Annotated in this window: 16 protein-coding genes; 8 read left to right on the top strand and 8 right to left on the bottom strand. The window is 74.0% G+C overall.

The features are described 5' to 3' along the window. Nucleotide 1: 1 nt before the first annotated feature. Nucleotides 2–1483 carry an aldehyde dehydrogenase family protein gene (locus KBB57_RS11875; RefSeq protein WP_290750305.1) on the bottom strand — a complete coding sequence of 494 codons (1482 nt, stop codon included), beginning with the start codon at nt 1481–1483 and terminating at the stop codon, nt 2–4. 289 nt (nt 1484–1772) lie between these two features. On the opposite strand from KBB57_RS11875, the gene KBB57_RS11870 reads away from it, so the two are divergent. From KBB57_RS11870 to KBB57_RS11860, 3 genes are all read left to right on the top strand, one after another. Continuing rightward, a complete protein-coding gene (locus tag KBB57_RS11870; protein WP_290750302.1) occupies nt 1773–2915 on the top strand; it encodes a fumarylacetoacetate hydrolase family protein in 1143 nt (380 codons plus the stop codon). Further along, nucleotides 2912–3883 carry a C-terminal binding protein gene (locus tag KBB57_RS11865; protein ID WP_290750300.1) on the top strand — a complete coding sequence of 324 codons (972 nt, stop codon included), beginning with the start codon at nt 2912–2914 and terminating at the stop codon, nt 3881–3883. Before KBB57_RS11870 ends, KBB57_RS11865 begins: the two co-directional genes overlap by 4 nt. Before the next feature lie 61 nt (nt 3884–3944). Further along, nucleotides 3945–4709 carry an SDR family NAD(P)-dependent oxidoreductase gene (locus KBB57_RS11860; protein ID WP_290750297.1) on the top strand — a complete coding sequence of 255 codons (765 nt, stop codon included), beginning with the start codon at nt 3945–3947 and terminating at the stop codon, nt 4707–4709. A 391-nt stretch (nt 4710–5100) separates the two neighbouring features. On the opposite strand, the gene KBB57_RS11855 is transcribed toward KBB57_RS11860, so the two are convergent. The 5 genes from KBB57_RS11855 to KBB57_RS11835 form a co-directional block, all read right to left on the bottom strand. After that, on the bottom strand, nt 5101–5487 hold the full coding sequence (locus KBB57_RS11855) for a DUF2237 domain-containing protein (protein WP_290750294.1): 387 nt from the start codon (nt 5485–5487) through the stop codon (nt 5101–5103). Nucleotides 5488–5498: 11 nt separating this feature from the next. After that, nucleotides 5499–6566 (bottom strand): lipocalin-like domain-containing protein, encoded by a 1068-nt coding sequence (locus tag KBB57_RS11850; protein ID WP_290750291.1) that lies wholly within the window; start codon nt 6564–6566, stop codon nt 5499–5501. Between the two features lie 543 nt (nt 6567–7109). After that, entirely contained in the window at nt 7110–9539 is a 2430-nt protein-coding gene (locus tag KBB57_RS11845) for an FtsX-like permease family protein (RefSeq protein WP_290750288.1), read from the bottom strand. Nucleotides 9540–9669: 130 nt separating this feature from the next. Then, entirely contained in the window at nt 9670–10317 is a 648-nt protein-coding gene (locus tag KBB57_RS11840) for an ABC transporter ATP-binding protein (protein WP_290750286.1), read from the bottom strand. 162 nt (nt 10318–10479) lie between these two features. Further along, complete coding sequence (locus KBB57_RS11835; protein WP_290750283.1) at nt 10480–11958, bottom strand: alpha/beta fold hydrolase; 1479 nt, start codon at nt 11956–11958, stop codon at nt 10480–10482. Nucleotides 11959–12095: 137 nt separating this feature from the next. On the opposite strand from KBB57_RS11835, the gene KBB57_RS11830 reads away from it, so the two are divergent. Continuing rightward, entirely contained in the window at nt 12096–13046 is a 951-nt protein-coding gene (locus KBB57_RS11830; RefSeq protein ID WP_290750280.1) for an alpha/beta fold hydrolase, read from the top strand. Nucleotides 13047–13357: 311 nt separating this feature from the next. Here the strand turns inward: KBB57_RS11830 and KBB57_RS11825 are convergent, their stop codons facing one another. Then, nucleotides 13358–13861 carry a YdcF family protein gene (locus tag KBB57_RS11825; RefSeq protein WP_290750278.1) on the bottom strand — a complete coding sequence of 168 codons (504 nt, stop codon included), beginning with the start codon at nt 13859–13861 and terminating at the stop codon, nt 13358–13360. Between the two features lie 91 nt (nt 13862–13952). Between KBB57_RS11825 and KBB57_RS11820 the strand changes: the two genes are divergently transcribed. Next, nucleotides 13953–15188: an LL-diaminopimelate aminotransferase gene (locus KBB57_RS11820; RefSeq protein WP_290750275.1), complete on the top strand. Its 1236-nt coding sequence runs from the start codon at nt 13953–13955 to the stop codon at nt 15186–15188. A 26-nt stretch (nt 15189–15214) separates the two neighbouring features. Here KBB57_RS11820 and KBB57_RS11815 read toward each other — a convergent pair whose 3' ends face one another. Next, nucleotides 15215–15625: an OB-fold nucleic acid binding domain-containing protein gene (locus KBB57_RS11815; RefSeq protein ID WP_290750272.1), complete on the bottom strand. Its 411-nt coding sequence runs from the start codon at nt 15623–15625 to the stop codon at nt 15215–15217. Nucleotides 15626–15702: 77 nt separating this feature from the next. Between KBB57_RS11815 and KBB57_RS11810 the strand changes: the two genes are divergently transcribed. From KBB57_RS11810 to serA, 3 genes are all read left to right on the top strand, one after another. Continuing rightward, on the top strand, nt 15703–16146 hold the full coding sequence (locus KBB57_RS11810; protein WP_290750269.1) for a hypothetical protein: 444 nt from the start codon (nt 15703–15705) through the stop codon (nt 16144–16146). A gap of 210 nt (nt 16147–16356) precedes the next feature. After that, the gene (locus KBB57_RS11805) at nt 16357–17541 is read left to right on the top strand and encodes a phosphoserine transaminase (RefSeq protein WP_290750266.1); all 1185 of its coding nucleotides are present in this window, start codon (nt 16357–16359) and stop codon (nt 17539–17541) included. Nucleotides 17542–17601: 60 nt separating this feature from the next. Then, the gene (serA, locus tag KBB57_RS11800) at nt 17602–19194 is read left to right on the top strand and encodes a phosphoglycerate dehydrogenase (RefSeq protein ID WP_290750263.1); all 1593 of its coding nucleotides are present in this window, start codon (nt 17602–17604) and stop codon (nt 19192–19194) included. Nucleotides 19195–19413 lie beyond the last annotated feature (219 nt).

Here is a 19413-nt window from a genome sequence, read left to right as displayed (position 1 = left end):
GTCACGCCCCCACGCCGTGGTGCAGGCGGACGTGCTTGAAGTTGAAGTATTCGAGCAGCCCTTCCCGGCCGTGCTCGTAGCCGACGCCGCTCTGCTTCCGCCCGCCATAGGGCGCGTTCATGATCCCCGCGTCGACGTTGTTGATCGCCACGTTGCCGTAGTCGAGCCCGGCCGAGAGGCGCTGGATCTCCTCGAGGTCGCGGGCGTAGACGTAGGAGGCGAGGCCGTAGGGCGTGTCGTTGGCCAGCCGGATCGCCTCGTCGATCCCGTCATAGGGCGCGACGCCCACCAGCGGCCCGAAGGTCTCCTCGGTCATCACCTGCATCTCGTGGGTGCAGTCGGCGAGCACGGTCGGCCGGAAGAAATGTCCCCTCGCGTACTCCGCCCCCTCCGGCGCGCCGCCGCCGGCCATCAGCCTCGCGCCGCGGCCGAGCGCGTCCTGGAGATGGGCCATGGTCTTGGCGAGCGGCTCGTCGGAGGCCATGGCGCCCAGGTCGGCGTCCGGCCGCTCCAGCCCGTTGCCCACGGTGAGCGCCTCCGCCGCCGCGCCGAGCCGGGTTACGAACTCCTCGTAGACCGGCCGCGCGGCGTAGATGCGGTTGATGGCGATGCAGATCTGGCCGCAGTTGCGGAAGCTGCGCCGGGCCGCGCCCTTGACCGCGGCGGCGATGTCGGCGCTCGCCGTGACGATCATCGGGCAGTTGCCGCCCAGCTCGAGCGACAGCCGCTTGATGCGCGGGCAGGTGCGCTGGATGTGCAGGCCCACGGCGCTCGACCCGGTGAAGGCGATCTTGTCGACGTCCGGGTGGTCGACCAGCGCCTGGCCGACGACCGAGCCCTTGCCGGTCACCACGTTGACGACGCCCGCCGGAATGCCGGCCTCGGCGACCTTCGCGGCGATGGCGAGCGCGGTGAAGGGCGTGAGCTCGGCGGGCTTGATGACGATCGTGCAGCCGGCGGCGAGGCTCGCGCAGAGCTTCCAGCCGACGAGCTCGGCCGGGTAGTTCCACGGGGTGATCGCGCCCACGACGCCGATCGGCTCGCGCACGACGAGGCTCTGGAAGCCCGGCTGGTCGTTCGGGACGATCTCGCCGTGAACGCGGGTCGCTTCCTCGGCATAGAAGTGGCAGGCCTCCGCGAGCTTCAGGATCTCGCCCCTGGCCTCGTTGACCGGCTTGCCCTGCTCGAGCGTCATCAGCCGCGCCATGGCGAGCGCGTCGCCGGCGATGAGATCGCCGAGGCGATGCAGCGCCGCAGCCCGCGCCTTCGGGACCGCGGCCGCCCACGGACGAAAGGCCGCGCGGGCGGCAGCGACGGCGGCGTCGATCTCGTCCGGCGTCGCCGCGGCGATGTGGCCGATGACCTCGCCCGTCGCGGGGTTGCGCACGGGCAGCCGGTCTCCCGCGCCCTGGCGGAACGCGCCCGCGATGAACAGCGCTCCATCGAGCGCGCCGACGCCGTCGAGCACCGCCTGATCCGCCATCCCGGCCTCCTCCCCTTCGCCCCGCACGCCCGGCGAGTCGCGGACAGAATATAGATTTACTACACAGAGGCAAGCCGCATTTCGGGCCGTCGGAGATCCGGCGCCTGTCTGCCGCCGCCACCGCCATGCTGCCCCCATGACGGATTATCTCATATATTACCGTATGTTGCGGTGAAACTGAGGGGCCTCCGGTCCTGCGACGATGGAATTTTGCAACGCCCCGGCCGGACGGGCCTTGACCGATGGAGTGCAGAACAGTAGTAAAACTATCATCCAGGGAGGAGATTCCATGCTGCCCAGTTCCCCCGCGAGCGCGCGGCTCGTCGGTCGCGTCTGGCGTCCCGGCAAGGGGCCGTCGGTCGTCATCCTGCGCGACGGCGTTCTGATCGACGTCACCGACCAGGTGGTCACGATGGCGGACTTCCTCGACGACGATCCGGTCGCCCGCTTCGACTCCCTGACCGGCGAGCCGGTCGGGAAGCCCGAGGACCTCGTCCTCGATCCGGCGGCGATGGGATACCACGCCGATCGCCCCTGCCTGCTCGCCCCCTGCGACCTTCAGGCCCTGAAGGCCTGCGGCGTGACCTTCGCCCAGAGCATGGTCGAGCGGGTGATCGACGAGCGGACCTCCGGCGATCCGGCGCGCGCCGACGCGCTGCGCAGCCGCATCGGCGCGCTGATCGGCGACAGCCTCTCGAACATCGAGGCCGGCTCCGAGAAGGCCGCGGCGGTCAAGGCCACGCTGATCGCCGAGGGCCTCTGGTCGCAGTACCTCGAGGTCGGGATCGGCCCGGACGCCGAGGTCTTCACCAAGTCGCAGCCGATGGCGTCGGTCGGCCATGGCGCCGAGGTCGGCGTCAACCGGATCTCGGACTGGAACAACCCCGAGCCCGAGGTCGTGCTCGCGGTCGACAGCAAGGGCAATATCCGCGGCGCCACCCTCGGCAACGACGTGAACCTGCGCGACGTGGAGGGCCGCTCGGCGCTGCTCCTCGGCAAGGCGAAGGACAACAACGCCTCCTGCGCCATCGGCCCCTTCATCCGCCTCTTCGACGACGGCTTCACGCTCGCCGACATCGAGGCGGCGACGCTGACCATGTCGGTGACGGGCGCCGACGGCTTCGCCATGACCGGCCGGTCGAACATGGCCGAGATCAGCCGCAAGCCCGCCGACCTGGTGAGCCAGACGATCAACGCCTCGCACCAGTACCCGGACGGCTTCATGCTGTTCCTCGGCACCATGTTCGCGCCGACCCAGGACCGCGCCGAGAAGGGGTCGGGCTTCACCCACAAGCCGGGCGACGTGGTGGAGATCTCGACGCCCCTCCTCGGCGCCCTGCGCAACACCGTCACCCATGCCGACGAGGCCGCGCCCTGGACCTTCGGCGTCCGCGCGCTGATGCGCAACCTCGCCGGGCGAGGGCTCCTGTGACCGCGGCGGCGGAGGCGAAGCGCCTCGTCGTCACCGACCAGGCCTTCGGCGGCGTCCGCCACGAGCGCGCCGCGGCCGAGGCGGCGGGCGCGGCCTTCGCCGAGCACCAGTGCCGCGGCGAAGCGGAGACCCTCGCCGCCGTCGCGGGCGCCCATGCGGTGCTCAACAACTTCGCGCCGATGACCCGCCCGGTTCTCGCCGCGCTCGCGCCCGGCGCGGTCGTCGTCCGCTACGGCGTCGGCGTCGACAACGTCGATCTCGCCGCGGCGAGGGAGCTCGGCGTCCGCGTCTGCAACGTGCCCGACTACGGGGTCGAGGAGGTCGCCGACCACGCGGCGGCCTTCACCCTCGCGCTTTGCCGCCGGCTCGGCCGCTTCGACGCCGGAATCCGGGCGGGCGGCTGGAAGATCGGCGCGATGGCGCAGGGCTTGCGATCCCTGCGCACCACCACCGTCGGCCTGATCGGCATGGGACGCATCGCCCGCGCCTATGCCGGCCGCATGAGCGCCTTCGGCTGCCGGATCGTCGGCCACGATCCCTACGTATCCGAGGAGGCCGCCCGCGCGGCGGGCGTCGAGCCGCTGGCCCGCGACGCGGTGATCGCCGCCGCGAACATCCTGTCGCTGCATGTCCCGGCCACCGCCGAGACCCGCCACATGATCGACGCGGCGGCGATCCGCCGGATGCCCGAGGGGGCGATCCTGATCAACTGCTCGCGCGGCGGGCTGGTGGACGAGGCCGCGCTGGCGGCTGCGCTGGCCTCGGGACATCTGTCCGGCGCCGGCCTCGACGTCTTCGAGACCGAGCCGCTGGCGGAAGATTCACCGCTGCGCGCCGCGCCAGACGTCTTGATGTCGCCGCACGCGGCCTTCTATTCCGATGCATCGGTCGATGCGCTGCAGCGGCTCGCCGCCGAGGAGGCGCTGCGCGGCCTGCGGGGCGAGCCATTGCGCTGCGCGCTGACCTGACCGACGGCCGCCGGGCCGCTCTCCGGAGCCGGCCCGGCACAGGAAAAAGGCGGGAGGACACATGGTGGACTATCGTGCAAGGCTCGATCTGACCGGCAGGCTTGCGCTGGTGACCGGCGCAGGACAGGGCATCGGCGCGGCGGTGGCCGAGGCGCTGGCCGCGACCGGCGCCGAGGTGATCTGCACCGACATTCTCCGCGACCGCGCCGAGGCGACCGCCGGCGCGCTGCGGGCGCAGGGATACGCCGCCCGGGCCGAGGCGCTCGACGTGACCGACAGCGCCGCGATCGACGCGCTCGCCGCCGCCCTGCCGCCGCTCGACGTCCTCGTCTGCAACGCCGGCATCGTCTTCAACACGCCGGCCGAGGCGATGGGCGACGCGGAATGGGACCGGGTCATCGGCGTCAACCTGACGGGCGTCTTCCGCACCTGCCGCGGCTTCGGACGGCGGATGCTGGAGGCCGGGCGCGGCGCGATCATCAACATCGGCTCGATGTCGGCCGAGATCGTCAACGTCCCGCAGCCGCAATGCCACTACAACGCCTCGAAGGCCGGGGTCCATCACCTCACCCGCTCCCTCGCGGTCGAATGGGCCAAGCGCGGCGTGCGGGTCAACGCGGTCGCCCCGACCTACATCGAGACCCCGCTGCTGCAGAGCCTCGAAGGCCAGCCCGGGCTCGTCGACCGCTGGCTCGAGCTGACCCCGGCGGGACGCATGGGAAAGCCGCACGAGATCGCCTCGATCGTCCAGTTCCTGGCCTCCGACGCGTCCAGCCTCATGACGGGCGCCATCGTGAACGCCGACGCCGGTTATACGAGCGTCTAGGATCGAGCGCGGCGGGCCTAGGCTTCGCCGCTCACGCCGCCCGGCCGCGAGGACACGGCAAGGTCAGGCCACCGTTCCCGCCGGCGTCCAGCGGCCGCCGGTCTCGTGGCGTGCCGTGCGCGCCACGCGCCCTGGCTGGCCGTCGGCTTGGTTGGTCAGTCCAAAGTACCTTCGGACGAAGCAAGGCACCTTCGGGCGGGCGCCGCCACCCCGCTGCTACGCCACCTCCGGGACGTGACCGGCAGATGCCCTCCGGAGCATTCCCGGACCTCGCAATCGCGGCGCGCCTGCCCGGGGCGGGCGCGTCGCGATTCGTCGCTCGCCAGATCGCGAGGAGAAACCCGCGCGGGCGTCGCGCCGACCGATGCGGGCGCCCGAACGGACCTTGCCGTCAGGCGTCGGCCCGCCCGGGCAGGGCGTGGGCCTTCAGCGCCTCGAGGCTGACATGCTCGAGCGCCGCCCGGTGCGTCGAGGCGAGCGCCACCTTGGGGGCCGCCCCGGCCAGCCAGGCCTCCTGCCAGCGCGCCGCGCAGAGGCACCAGCGGTCCCCCGGCCGCAGGCCCGGGAAGCCGTATTCGGGCCGCGGCGTCGACAGGTCGTTGCCGCGCGCCTTCGAGAACGCCAGGAACTCCGCCGTCATCCGCGCGCAGACCGTGTGGCTGCCGCGGTCCTGCGGCCCGGTGTTGCAGCAGCCGTCGCGGAAGAAGCCGGTCGCCGGGTCGAAGGCGCAGGGCTTCAGGGGCTCGCCCAGCACGTTGACGCTCTCCGCCCTCTCCATCGCCGCCTCCCTCAGTAGCCCACCAGCTCCAGGTATCCGCGCCCGGGATGCGTCCCGGTCACCCGGATCGGCCCCTCCCAGTAGGGAAAGGCCCCGCCCATCCAGCTTTGCGCGTTCACCGCCTCGGTGTCCACCGCCACCCCCAGCCCCGGGGCCTCCAGCCGCCAGCCGACCGGCAGGCGCCGCCCCGCGACCTCCGCCGTCCGCGTCGGCGTCAGCACGATCTCGCCCGGCCCCAGCGGCCGCGCCGTCCCGTCCGCCGCGATCCAGGTCCCGAAGGCGGCGCCCCCGCCGCCGCGGTCGCGCAGCCGGTAGGCCATCAGCCGCGCCCCGTCGTCGAGGTGCAGCGAGAACCAGTCCCAGCCGGTCTGCTCCGGGCTCATCTGCTGGCTCGACCATTCCCGGTCGATCCACCCCGTCCCGCTCACCGCCACCCGCCGCCCGTCGATCTCCAGCTCGCCCGCGAGCCGCAGGAACGGCTGGCTGTAGTAGTAGGACGCCTGCCCCGCCGCCGCCTTGAGGCTGAAGCCCGCCTCGCCGTGGCGCACCAGCGGCCCGGCCGCCCGCCCCTCCAGCGCGAAGCGGAAGCCCTCGCCCGAAGCCGCGACCCGCACCGCGGCCATCGCATCCTCGCCCTCGCCGGCCCGGCTCTCCAGCGTCCAGTCGTCGATCCACGCCGCGAAGGGCTCCCCCGTCGCCCCCGCCTGCCCGACCCCGCCCCTCGCATAGCGCACGGCATGGCGGTGCGCCGCCGCCGAGGTCACCGCGGCATGGCCGATCCAGATCTGGTTGCTCGCCCAGCCCGCCCCCTCCGCCCCGGGCCGCGTCGCCACCCGGAAGAGCGTCCACTGCGCCCCGTACTCCGCGCCGTCCTCCCCGCGCAGGTCGGCGGTCAGGTACCACCACTCGATGCGGAACGCCGGATGCGGCCCATGGTCGCGCGGAAACCGCAGGTCCGCCGGCCGCGTCACCGCCGCAAACCCCTCCGCCGCCGTCCCGAGCCCGGCATAGCCCTGCCCGACCGCGCCCCCGGCGCCGAGGAGCAGCGCCAGCGCGAGCAGGATGACCCGGACGCTCACCCCCGCGTCTCCCTGCGGACCCGACGGTGCCCGCGTCCCGCCTCCCCGCGCCTCCGGACACGCGCGCCGGGCGCGGAATCCCCGCCGATGCGCCGCCATCGGCAGCGCCTGCCCGCCCCCCGGCCTGGCGGATTCACGCTTCTCCGCCAGCCATAGACCGATAGCCGACCGACCGAAGCGGGCTCCGCCCGCGAGGCCACGGCGCGACAAGCGAAAGCACGGCTTTCGCCGCGCCGACGGCTGGAGCGCGGTTGCGCGCGGAAGCCGTCAGGGGTGAAGATTTCTCCGTCGCGCGCCATCCGTCCGTGAGCGCCCCGGCGAGCGCGGCGACGCGCTCGCCCCCCGAGGGGCGATCGCGGACGGATTCGCCACGGGTCAAATCCGTCTGGCTTCGACGTCGCGGCCCATTCCTCCCGATCCGTGGCTTCACCCGGGATGTGTGAACACCGCAGGCCCCCCGGCAGGCGCTTCCCGCCCGCCCGGGCAGTCGCGCCGAACCGCCGAAGGCCGGAGACCGGGCCGAACGGCCGTTCCATGCCCGACCTACCGCTCACCGCTGAAGCTCCGCACCAGATCCGCCGGCTCGGCCCGGGCGAGCCGCAGCGCCGGCCACAGCGCCGCGACGAGCGCCGTCGCCAGCGCCAGAGCGAAGAGCGCCGCCCACTGCAAGGGGAACAGCAGCACCGGCAGCCGCCAGCCGAAGGCCGCCACGTTGACCACCGCCGTCAGCGTCCACGCCACCGCGAGCCCCAGCGGCAGCGCCAGCGCCGCCGTCAGCGCCGCCAGCGCCAGCGTCTTGCCCGTCTCGATCGCCGCCAGCCGCCGCCGCGTCAGCCCGATCGCCCAGACCGGCGCGAGCTGCGCGAGCCGCATCCCCGAGAGCGTCAGCAGGCTCGCGAAGAGCGCCGCCCCGGCCACCGCCAGCGTCAGGGCGTTGAGCGCCACCGTCACCGCGAAGGTCCGCTCGAACACCCGCCGCGCCCCCGCCTTCAGCGCCGCCTGGTCGATCGCCCCCTCCGGCCCCAGACCGAATTCCGCCCGCAGCTCCGCCGCCAGCCCCGCCGCGGCCGCCGGCTCGACCCGCAGCGCGAAGCGCCGCGCCTCCAGCCCCGGCCAGCGCGCCGCCAAGGCCGCGCCGCCGACCGCGACCTGCCCCTCCGGGTTGCCGTAGTCGGCGAACCGGCCCACCACCTCCAGCCGCCACGCCCCGCCCGGCGTCGGCAGGTCGAGCATGTCCCCGACCCCCACCCGCGCCCGCCGCGCCAGCTGCTCGGAGACCAGCACGCCGTCGCCCGCGAAGACCCGGTCCCACGCCCCGGCCGCCGCCTCCAGCAGCGGCCAGCCGTCGCGATAGGTGGCGTCGTCGGCGAGGCCCTGAACCTCCGCCGGCCAGCCCGCCACCCGCACCGGCGCCCGCAGCACGGGCAGCCGCGCCGTCACCTCCGGCCGCGCGTCCAGCCACCGCGCCACCGCCGCGGCCGCCTCGCCGTCCCGCGTGGTGACATAGACCTCCGCCGCCAGCCGCCGGTCGAGCCAGTCGAGGAAGGTGGCGCGAAAGCTCCCCACCATCGTCCCCACCCCCACGTTGACCGCCAGCGCGATCAGCAGCGCCATCAGCGCCAGCGCCAGCGGCCCGGTCTGCTGGCGCATGTCGGCCCAGACCCACTGCGCCAGCGCCCCGCGCGCCCGCCGCGCTGCAAGCGCGAGCCCCGCCGCCAGCAGCGCCGGGGCGACCAGCGCCGGCGCGAGCAGCACGCCGCCCAGCAGCGCGAACCCGCCGACCAGCCCGCCCTCGACCCGGAACACGGCCAGCGCCGCCAGCGCGACGGCGAGCCCGAGCCCCGCCTGCGCCCGCACCGCCCGCCGCCGCCCCGCGAGCCAGGCCTCCGGCTGCGCCGCCGCCAGCACCGGCAGCCGCGCCCCGCGCCACAGGCTCGCCGCCCCCGCCGCCAGCGCCCCGACGAGGCTCATCGCGAGGCCCGCGGCCCACCACGACGGCGCGAGCCCCAGCGTCCCCGGCACCCGCGCCCCGTAGAGCCCGCGCAGCGACGCCGCCACGTCCGGCAGGAGCGCCGCCGCCAGCAGGTAGCCCCCCGCCACGCCGACGACGCCGGCGACCAGCGCCAGCCCGACCAGCTCGGCCAGCAGCGCCGCGAAGACCAGCCGCGCCGAGGCGCCGCAGGCCCGCGCCGCCCGCAGCACGGGCTTCCGCTGCTCGAAGGCGAGCCCGATCGCGCCATAGACGATCAGGAGCCCGACGAGGAAGCTCAAGAGCCCGAAGGCGGTCAGGTTGAGATGGAAGCTCTCCGTCAGCCCGTCGAGGTCGTCCCCGCCCTCCGGCCGCGTCACCGCCAGCCGCCCGGCCAGCGCCGCCGGCAGGACGGGCCCCGCCTCCTCCGACGGCAGGAGCAGCCGAGACACCTCGCCGGTCACCCCGAGCAGCCGCTCCGCCACCGCGATGTCGACGACGAGCGTGTCGGGCGGCACGTCCCGCGCCTCGGCGAGCGGCGGCAGCCCGGGCGCGCCGGCGAGCCCCGGCAGCGTCTCGGGCGCGACCAGCCCGAGCCCCCCCGGCGCGAGGAAGTCGTTGACCCGCGCGCCGCCCGGGCCGACCCCGAACCCGTCGCCCGCCGCCGGCAGGGTCAGCGGCTCGATCCCGATCACCCGCAGCCCGGCGGGCCCGAGCGCGACGTCGCCCTCCAGCACCGGCGAGACCGGCCAGCCCGCCCGGCGCAGCGCCACGAAGTCGGCGACCGGGAACCGCCCGCCGCCGGGCGCCTCGATCCGCGCCAGCCGGTCCGCCCCGAGCAGCGCCTCCGCCCGGGCGTAGCTCGCCCGCGCCTCGGCGTTCAGCGCCTGCACTCCGGACCAGAGCGCCGTGGCGAGCGCCAGCCCGAGGAGGAGCGCCGCCAGCTCGACCGGATGCCGCCGCCAATGCGACATCAGCGCCCCGAGGACGACCGCCGCCCTCATGCCAGCCGCGCCCGCGGATGCGCCCTTGCGTCTGTCCGCCGCTCCGAACGGGCGCCCGGCAGAAAAGCGGCCAGCGCCGCCCGACGCCGCCGCCTCTGCGCGAGCAGCGCCCCGAGGACGGCCCTGGCGCTCACGCGAGCCGCCCCGCCCGCAGGTGCGCCCGCGCGTCGAGCCGCGCCGCCAGCCGCTCCGAATGGGTGACGAGGAGCAGCGCCGCCCCGGCGTCCCGCACCAGTTCGAGGAAGAGCCCCAGCACCGCGTCGCCCGTCGGCTCGTCGAGGTTTCCCGTCGGCTCGTCGGCGAGGATCAGCCGCGGCCGCGCCGCCAGCGCCCGCCCGATCGCCACCCGCTGCTGCTGGCCGCCGGACAGCGCCTCCGGATAGCGCCGCTCCAGCCCGGCGAGCCCGAGCCGCGCCGTCAGCTCCGCCTGCCAGCCCGGATCGAGCCGCCCGGCGAGCCGCGCCTGGAAGGCGAGGTTCGCGCCGACGTCGAGGCTCGGGATCAGGTTGAACTGCTGGAAGACGAGCCCGATCGCGTCGCGCCGCAGCGCCGCCCGCGCCGCGTCCGAGGCCCCGTCGACCCGCTCGCCGCCGACCGCGATCTCGCCCGCGTCCGGCGTGTCGAGCCCGGCGGCGAGATGCAAGAGCGTCGACTTGCCGCTGCCGCTCTCCCCGGTCAGCGCCAGCGTCCGCCCGGGCCCGAGCCGCAGCGACACCTCCGCCACCGCCGGCCGCTCGGCCCCGGGATAGGTCTTGGTCACGGAGGCGAGGCGGAGCATCGCGGGAGACCTAGCGCCCCGGCCCCGCTTTGCGACCGCCCCGTGCGGCGGCCGCGTCAACGACCCGTAAAGAACCGGCAAGCCGGATTCCAGCCGGATTCCAGCCACATTCCAGCCCGGCTTTTCCAAGCCGCCCCAACGGTTTGCCGGGCTCCGCCGCGCTCACTGCCCCGCAGGCGCCTTCGCGCCGGCATCCGCCTCGATCGCCGCGGCGATCCGCTCCGCCATCTGGTCGTAGAACGGGTTGGCGTAGAGCCGCTGGAAGGTCGCCGCGCTCACCGAGACCACCCCCGTCTCGCCCCGCCCGCCGAGCGTGCCGATGCGGATGCCGAAATCGTCCGCCGGATCAGGCGCATAGCCGTAGAGGCCGTCGTCGGGCGGGAACGGCAGCGCCACATGCGACAGCGAGAAGATGTCGCGCGGATACTCGACCCCGAGCGGCTGCCGCGTCGCCTCCGTCTCGCCCGCCTCGACGATATCCGCCACGGCAGCCGCGTCGCCCGACCCGGCGGCCCCGATGACGCTCGCCCGCCATGTCCTTGGCGGCGCTGGCAAAATCCGCGCCGCCGCCACATCGGCCGAGGTCGAGAACAGCGGCGCCAGCACCGCCGCCCGGTTGACGTCGACGAGCACCAGCTCGCTCCCGTTCGCCGGCAGCCGCCCGAACAGCTCCCGCTCCAGCGCCGGCGCCGACACCGTCGCGTCGATCGCCGACTGGAACGCCAGCACCGGCGGCATCCCCGCGATCACGCCCTCCCGCCGCGCCGCCTCCAGATCGCCCTGCAAGGCCCGGGTCAGCCGGTGAGACTGCACCGCAGCCTGGACGGGGAAGCTGTTGTACTTGAACGGATTGAATTCCAGGATCAGGTCGAGCCACGCCGCCCTGACGAACCCCGGCAACACCGCCGGCAGCCCGGCGAGCCCGGCGAAGGCCGCAAATCGCGTCACCCCGATCATCGGCGAGAACAGCACCACCCGGTCGGGCTTCGGCAACCCCGGATCCCGCAGCGCCTCCAGCGCATACTTCGTCACCAGCGCCCCGCCGTTCGAGTACCCCACCACGTGCAGCGGAACCCCGTCCCCCGCCCGCGCCCGCGCCTCCCGCGCCGCCATCCGCACCGTCGCCATCCACTGCGGCCACACCGAAGCCGACAGCCCGCCGGGCGTCGTGCCGTGCCCCGGCATCCGCGGCGCGACCACGTAAAAACCGTGCTCCTGATAGAGCTTGGCCACATGCCGCAGGCTGAACGGCGCATCCGTCAGCCCGTGCGCCAGCACCACCGCCCCCCGCGGCGCGCCCTCCGGCGCCAGGGTGAAGCTGCGGTTCCAGTCGACCGCGAATCCCTCGGGATAGAGCGGGCTCTCCGGGTTGTAGCGGTTCTCCGGCGTGCGATATTCCGGCGCCAGCCCCTCGGCCATGGCCCGCACCTCGGCGAAGACCGCATCCTCGCGGGCGAGCCAGCCCGCCCAGTCCATCGCGTCGATCTCCTCGGCGCCCGCCTCCGCCGGAACCAGCCGGTGCCAGGGCGCGAGATCCGGGTCGAGGATCGCCTGCGCCCCGCGCACCACCACGATGGCGGCGATCACCGCCGCCGCGAGGAGCGCGATCCGCCGCGCCAGCCTCGCCATTCCCCAGATCATGCCCCGCGGCCTCCGCTTGCCCTCGCGCCGCCAGTGGCGCCGCCGCCCGCCCGGGTGTCAACCCTGCGCAACGGCGTGGACAGCGGCCCGCGATTGAGCCAGCGTGGCGGGGGGGCAAGCGAGCCGGGAGGAACGGGATGGGCGCGGGCTTTGTCGCGACGGGCCGCACGGCGCGCCTCTGCGCGCTCCTGGCGCCATGCGTGGCCACCGGCCTCCTCGCCGCCCTCCTCCCCGGCCTCCTCGCCGCCCTCCTCGCCTGCGCCGCCTCGGCCGACGAGCGCCGCGTCGAGATCGACGTGCCCGGCGGCCCGATCGTCGGCACGCTCGAGGTGCCGGACGCCCCCGGCCCGCACGCGACGGTGCTCCTCCTGCCCGGCTTCGCCGGAACCCGCGACGGGCTCGCGGTCGCCGGCGCCGACGAGGGCGTGCTCTCGCGCACCGCCCGCCGCTTCGCCGAGGGCGGGGTCGCGAGCCTGCGCATCGACTTCCGCGGCGTCGGCGAGAGCGGCGGCGAGTGGCGCGACACCACCTTCTCCGGCCAGATCGCCGACGCCACCGCCGCCTACGACTGGCTGAACGTCCACCCCCTGGCCAGCCGCGTCGCCGTGCTCGGCTGGTCGCAGGGCGGGCTCGTCGCCGCCCACGTCGCCGCGGCGCGCCCCGACGCCGCCGCCCTCGTGCTCTGGGCCCCGGCGCAGAACCCGCTCTGGAACTTCTCCGGGTTCTTCGGGGTCGAGACGACGATGGCCGCGCTGGCCGCGCCGGCCGACCAGGAGATCACCGCGACGCTCCCATCCGGCGAGGAGACCACGCTCCGCGCGCTCTTCTGGCGCGAGCTCGCCACCACCGACCCGGTCGCCGCCGCGGCGCGCTACCCGGGGCCGCTCCTCGTCATCGTCGGCTCCCGCGACGAGCTCGTCACCCCGCAGCCCGCCGCCGGCGAGATCTTCCTGCGCTACCACGAGGGCGAGGAATCCCTCGTCGTGCTCGACACCGACCCCGCCTTCGGCGTCGCCACCGGCCCCGACGTGCTCGACGGCATGATCGAGCAGAGCCTCGCCTGGGTCCAGGACGCCGCCGCCCGCTGACCGCCCCGCGGCCGACGGCCGCGCCCTGGCCCGTCACCGTTGTCCCGCCCGCCTGCGCGCCGTGGGGAAGCCGGCCCCGCGCCCGACTTCCCGCGCCAGCGGCACACAGCCGCGCTCGTGCGCGGGCGGGCGACACCGACACCAGGGCCGGGCGCCTGATGGCCCGTCGCCCGCGATGCGGCTGGACGAGCCCGAGCAAATGCAAAAAGGCGGTATCTCGATGTCGTGAAGCGCGGCAAACGCGGCAAGGTCGCATTAACCTCTGCCAGAAATCAATGACTTAGCGAATATTCACGCGTGAACACGCGCGCTCAGCCCCGCGACAGCCGCCAGGCGATGGCGCGGGCCGCGCACCACGGCAGCGCCGCGGCCTCGCGCAGCAGCGCCCGCGCCCGGCGCAGCGGCCGGCCGCCCGATCCCCAGGGCGGACCCGAGCCGGTGACCGGCATCCCGAGCAGCCGGAAGGTCAGCAGCGCCCGCGGCAGGTGGTGGCGGTCGCTGACCACCAGCGCCCGGCGCACCCCGCGCTCCCGCAGCAGCGCCACGGCGAAGCGCACGTTCTCGAAGGTGTCGCGCGAGCGGTCCTCGACGAGGATCGCCGCCTCCGGCACGCCCCCGGCCCGGAGCGCCCGGGCGATCACCGCCGCCTCGCTCACCCGCGCCCCCGCCGGCCCGCCCGAGGCCACCACGATCGCCGCCGGCGCCGCCGCCCAGACCCGCCGCGCATGCCGGATCCGCCGCCGCAGCGCCGGCCCCGGCGCCCCGTTCGCCAGCACCCTCGCGCCCAGCACCACCAGCGCCTCCGGCTCGGTCATCGCGACGCCCGCCTCCCGCGGATCTCCCCTGTCGCCCGGCGTCGGGCGGCGCTATAACGCAGGCCCGCCACCCCCGGCCGACGGTCCTTCCATGTCCGAAGAGTTCTACCGCATCAAGCGCCTGCCGCCCTACGTCTTCGCCGAGGTGAACCGGCTCAAGGCCAAGTTCCGCGCCGAGGGCATGGACATCATCGACTTCGGCATGGGCAACCCCGACATGGACACGCCCCGCCACATCGTCGACAAGCTCGTGGAAACCGCGCAGAAGCCGCGCACCCACCGCTACTCGGCGTCGAAGGGCATCCCCGGCCTGCGCCGCGCCCAGGCCGGCTACTACGCCCGCCGCTTCGGGGTGAAGGTCGATCCCGAGACCGAGGTGATCGCCACGCTCGGCTCCAAGGAGGGCCTCGCCAACCTCGCCATGGCGATCACCGCGCCGGGCGACGTCATGCTGGTGCCGAACCCCTCCTACCCGATCCACCCCTACGGCTTCATGATCGCCGGCGGCACGCTGCGCCACGTGCCCGCGCTCCACGACGGCCGCTTCGATCCCGAGCAGTACCTGCGGTCGCTGGAGCGGGCGGTGATCCACTCGGTGCCGAAGCCGGTCGCCACGGTGGTCAGCTTCCCCTCCAACCCGACGGCGCAGGTCTGCGACCTCGACTTCTACCGCGAATTGATCCGCTTCGCGAAGAAGCACCACCTTTGGGTCCTCTCGGACCTCGCCTATGCCGAGATCTACTTCGACGGCGATCCGCCGCCCTCGATCCTGCAGGTCGAGGGCGCGAAGGACGTGGCGGTCGAGTTCACCTCGCTCTCCAAGACCTACGCGATGCCGGGCTGGCGCATGGGCTTCGCCGTCGGCAACGCCCGGCTGGTCGGCGCGCTGACCCGGATCAAGAGCTACCTCGACTACGGGGCCTTCACCCCGGTGCAGGTCGCCGCCGCGGCGGCGCTCAACGGGCCGGACGACTGCATCCACGAGATCCGGGCGATCTACAAGTCGCGCCGCGACGTGCTCGTCGACGCCATGGGCCGCTCCGGCTGGGCGATCCCGGCGCCGCCGGCGACGATGTTCGCCTGGGCGCCGGTGCCCGAGCCCTTCGCGGCCGGGGGCTCGATGGCCTTCTCGAAGATCCTGCTCGCCGAGGCCGCCGTCGCGGTCGCCCCGGGCGTGGGCTTCGGCGAGTACGGCGAGGGCTACGTGCGGCTCGGCCTCGTCGAGAACGAGCACCGCATCCGCCAGGCCGCCCGCGGGGTGCGCAAGGTCATGCAGAACGCCGCCGCGCTGATGGAGAAGCACGCCGGGGAAGTGGTTCCCGCCTGACCGCGCGGCGGCGGACGGGCTCGCGGTCATTCCGGCGCGGCGTCGAGGCCCGGCAGGCGGTCGAGCAGGGTCGAGAGATCCTCCACCGTCTCGGCGACGACATGGACGACCTCGCCGTCGCGCTGCACCCGGCCGGTCACCTTCAGGCACCGGCCGGCGATCACCGCCCGGCGGAACCGCGCGAAGGTCCTGGCCCAGACGACGACGTTGGCGATCCCGGTCTCGTCCTCCAGCGTGACGAAGATCACCCCCTTGGCCGTGCCGGGACGCTGCCGGCAGACGACGATCCCCGCCACCGCGAGCCGCGCCCCGTTCGGCGGCCGCCCGAGCTCGCCGGCGGGCACGCAGGCCGGCGGACGCGGCCACGGAGCGGCGGCCTTGCCATCGTCCTTTACCTCCCCGCCCTTCCGGACCTCGCCTTTCCGGGGCCCGGCCATCCGGCCCTCGTCCTGACCGGCCTCGTCTTTCATGCGCGGACCGGGCATGACGGCGGCAGGAGGAAGGGGAGGCGGGCATGACGGAGGCGGCGGGTTACTCCGGCAGGCCCCTCGTCGCGAAGCTCGGCTGCAAGCCCGGGATGCGGGCGCTGCTGCTCGCCGCGCCCGCCGGTCCGCTCGCCGGGCTGGCCGCCTTCCCCTTCGCCGAGACCTGCATGGCCGGGACGGCGGAGACCGCGCCGCCCGGTCCCTTCGACCTGGTGATCGCCTTCGAGCGCGAGGCCGCCCTCCTCGCCACGGCCCTGCCGGCGCTCCGCGCGCGGCTCGCCCCCGCCGGGGCGCTGTGGATCGCCTGGCCGAAAAAGGCCGCGAAGGTTCCCACCACGCTCACCGAGGACGTGATCCGCTCCCTCGCCCTCGCCGGCGGCCTCGTCGACGTGAAGGTCTGCGCCGTGGACGCCGTCTGGTCGGGCCTGAAGCTCGTCATCCCGCGGGCGCTGCGCCCCGCCGGGAGCCGATGAGACAGGGGGGACGGCGGAAACCATGCGAACGAAAATGGAACAAAACCGGACGAAAGGCAATCCCGGCGGAGCCGCGGCGACTTCGCCGTCGGCGCTGCGCTCCCCCTTGGCAGGGGCCCTGCAATGGCCTATGGGGGCCGCGGGCGCGTCCCCGGACCAGGGCGAGCGGGGCGCACTCAGGAACATCGCCCTGACGACGGAGCTTCGGCCATGAGCCAGCCCGCTGCGACGCTGTCGCCCCTTCCCGTCAAGCCGACCGTCAGGCCCGCGCGTCCCGAGTTCTCCTCGGGCCCCTGCGCCAAGCGTCCCGGCTGGACCGCCGAGGCGGTCGCCGCCCGCGCCTTCCTCGGCCGCAGCCACCGCGCCGCGAAGCCGAAGGCGCAGCTCAAGGACGCCATCGACCGCACCGCCCGGGTGCTGGGCGTGCCCGAGGGCTACCGGGTCGGCATCGTGCCCGCCTCCGACACCGGCGCCTTCGAGATGGCGATGTGGTCGATGCTGGGGGCGCGGCCGGTCGACATGCTGGTCTGGGAGAGCTTCGGCCAGGGCTGGGCCACCGACGCGACCAGGCAGCTCAAGCTCGCCGATTGCCGCGTGCTGACCGCCGCCTATGGCAAGCTCCCGGACCTGACGCAGGTGCGCAAGGACGCCGACATCTGCTTCACCTGGAACGGCACGACCTCGGGCGCGCGCGTCCCGAACGGCGACTGGATCGCCGCGGACCGCGCGGGGCTCACCTTCTGCGACGCCACCTCGGCGGCGTTCGCGCAGGACCTGCCCTGGGACAAGCTCGACGTCGTCACCTTCTCCTGGCAGAAGGCCATGGGCGGCGAGGGCGGGCACGGGGTGCTGATCCTCAGTCCCCGCGCGGTGGAGCGGCTGGAGAGCTTCGTCCCCGACCGGCCGCTGCCGAAGATCTTCCGCCTGACCAAGGGCGGCAAGCTGATCGAGGGCGTCTTCGCCGGCGAGACGATCAACACCCCCTCGATGCTCGCCGTGGCCGATGCGGTGGACGCGCTCGCCTGGATGGAGGAGATCGGCGGCCTCGACGCCACCCGGGCCCGCGCCGACGCCAACTTCGCCGCGCTGCAAGGCTGGGTGGACGCGACGCCGTGGGTGGAGAACCTCGTCGCCGAGGCGGCGGCGCGGTCGAACACCTCCGTCTGCCTGTCGATCGTCGATCCGGCGATCGCGGCGCTCGACGAGGCGGCGCAGCGCGACTTCGTCAAGAAGCTGACGAAGCTCCTCGAGGCCGAGGGCGTCGCCTACGACATCGCCGGCTATCGCGACGCCCCGCCGGGCCTGCGCATCTGGTGCGGCACCACCGTGGACGCCGACGACGTGCAGGCGCTGGGGCCCTGGCTCGACTGGGCCTTCGCGACCGCTCGCGCCTGATCCCTTCCTTTCCCTGACGAACGGCGGAGCCTTGCTTCCGCCGACCATGGAGCCATTCCCATGCCCAAGGTTCTCATCTCCGACGAGCTCTCGGACGCCGCCGCGCAGATCTTCCGCGACCGCGGCGTCGAGGTCGACTTCCAGCCGAAGCTCGGCAAGGATCCGGCGAAGCTCGCCGAGATCATCGGCAACTACGACGGCCTCGCCATCCGCTCGGCCACCAAGGTCACGGCCGACCTGATCGCGAAGGCGGGCAATCTCCGCGTGATCGGCCGCGCCGGGATCGGCGTCGACAACGTCGACATCCCCGCCGCCAGCGCCAAGGGGATCGTGGTGATGAACACGCCCTTCGGCAACTCGATCACCACGGCCGAGCACGCCATCGCCATGATGTTCGCCGTCGCCCGCCAGCTCCCCGCCGCCGACGCCTCCACCCGCGCGGGCTTGTGGGAGAAGTCCCGCTTCATGGGGGTCGAGATCACCGGCAAGACGCTGGGGCTGATCGGCGCGGGCAACATCGGCTCGGTGGTCGCCGCCCGCGCCATCGGGCTCAGGATGAAGGTGATCGCCTACGACCCGTTCCTCTCCGCCGAGCGCGCCCAGGCGCTGGGGATCGAGCGCATCGAGGAGGTGGACGACCTGCTGGCGCGGGCCGATTTCGTGACGCTGCACGTGCCGAAGACCGAGAAGACCGCCGGCATCCTCTCGGCCGAGCGCATCGCCCGGATGAAGCCGGGGGCCCGGCTGATCAACTGCGCCCGCGGCGGGCTGGTGGACGAGGCGGCGGTGGCCGAGGCGCTGCGCTCGGGGCATCTCGCCGGGGCGGCCTTCGACGTCTTCGCGGTGGAGCCCGCCAAGGAGAACCCGCTCTTCGACGCGCCGAACGTGGTCTGCACCCCGCATCTCGGGGCCTCGACCTCGGAGGCGCAGGAGAACGTGGCGCTGCAGGTCGCCGAGCAGATGTCGGACTATCTCGTCTCCGGCGCGATCTCGAACGCGCTCAACGCGCCCTCGGTCACCGCCGAGGAAGCCCCGATCCTGAAGCCGTGGATCGGGCTCGCCGAGATGCTCGGCAGCTTCGCCGGGCAGGTGACCGAGCACGCGATCACCGGGATCGAGATCGAGTACGTGGGCGAGGTGGGCCAGCTCAACCTCAAGCCGCTGACCGCGGCGCTGACCGCCGGCCTCCTGCGGCCGCTGGTCGGCGAGGGCGGCGTCAACATGGTCTCGGCCCCGCTCGTCGCGCGCGAGCGCGGCGTGGCCATCGCCGAGACCCGGCGCGACGCGCAGGGGGCCTTCGGCTCCTACATCCGGCTGATCGTCACCACCGAGAACCAGACCCGGTCGGTGGCCGGCACGATCTATTCCGACGGCAAGCCGCGGTTCATCCAGATCAAGGGCATCAACCTCGAGGCCGAGCCCATGGCGCACATGCTCTACACCACGAACACCGACACGCCGGGCTATATCGGCGCGCTGGGGACGAAGCTCGGGGCGCTCGGCATCAACATCGCCACCTTCGCGCTCGGCCGCGCCGAGAAGAGCGGCGAGGCGATCGCCTTCCTCGGGGTGGACGAGCCGGTCGGGGCCGACGCGCTGGCCGAGATCGCCACCCTGCCCCAGATCCGCCACGCCAAGGCGCTGCGCTTCTGAGCCCGCCCCGGCCGGGCGCCGGCGGCGCCCGGCCGATGTCCCACAGTGGGACATCGGCCAAGCCTTTGGTATGATTTACGAATAAAAGGTTGGTAATTCTATTGAGCCACACTGCACGACAGTGGAGAGGAAGCCCGGCCCGAGACTGGCCGCGACGCCGACGCCAGACGGATTTGACCCGTGGCAAATCCGTCCGCGATCGCCCCTGCGGGGGGCGAG

Source organism: Amaricoccus sp., from assembly GCF_017993425.1.
Lineage (GTDB): Bacteria > Pseudomonadota > Alphaproteobacteria > Rhodobacterales > Rhodobacteraceae > Amaricoccus.
Note: the sequence above shows the minus strand (reverse complement) of the source record. Positions and strands in the feature narration are given on the sequence as shown.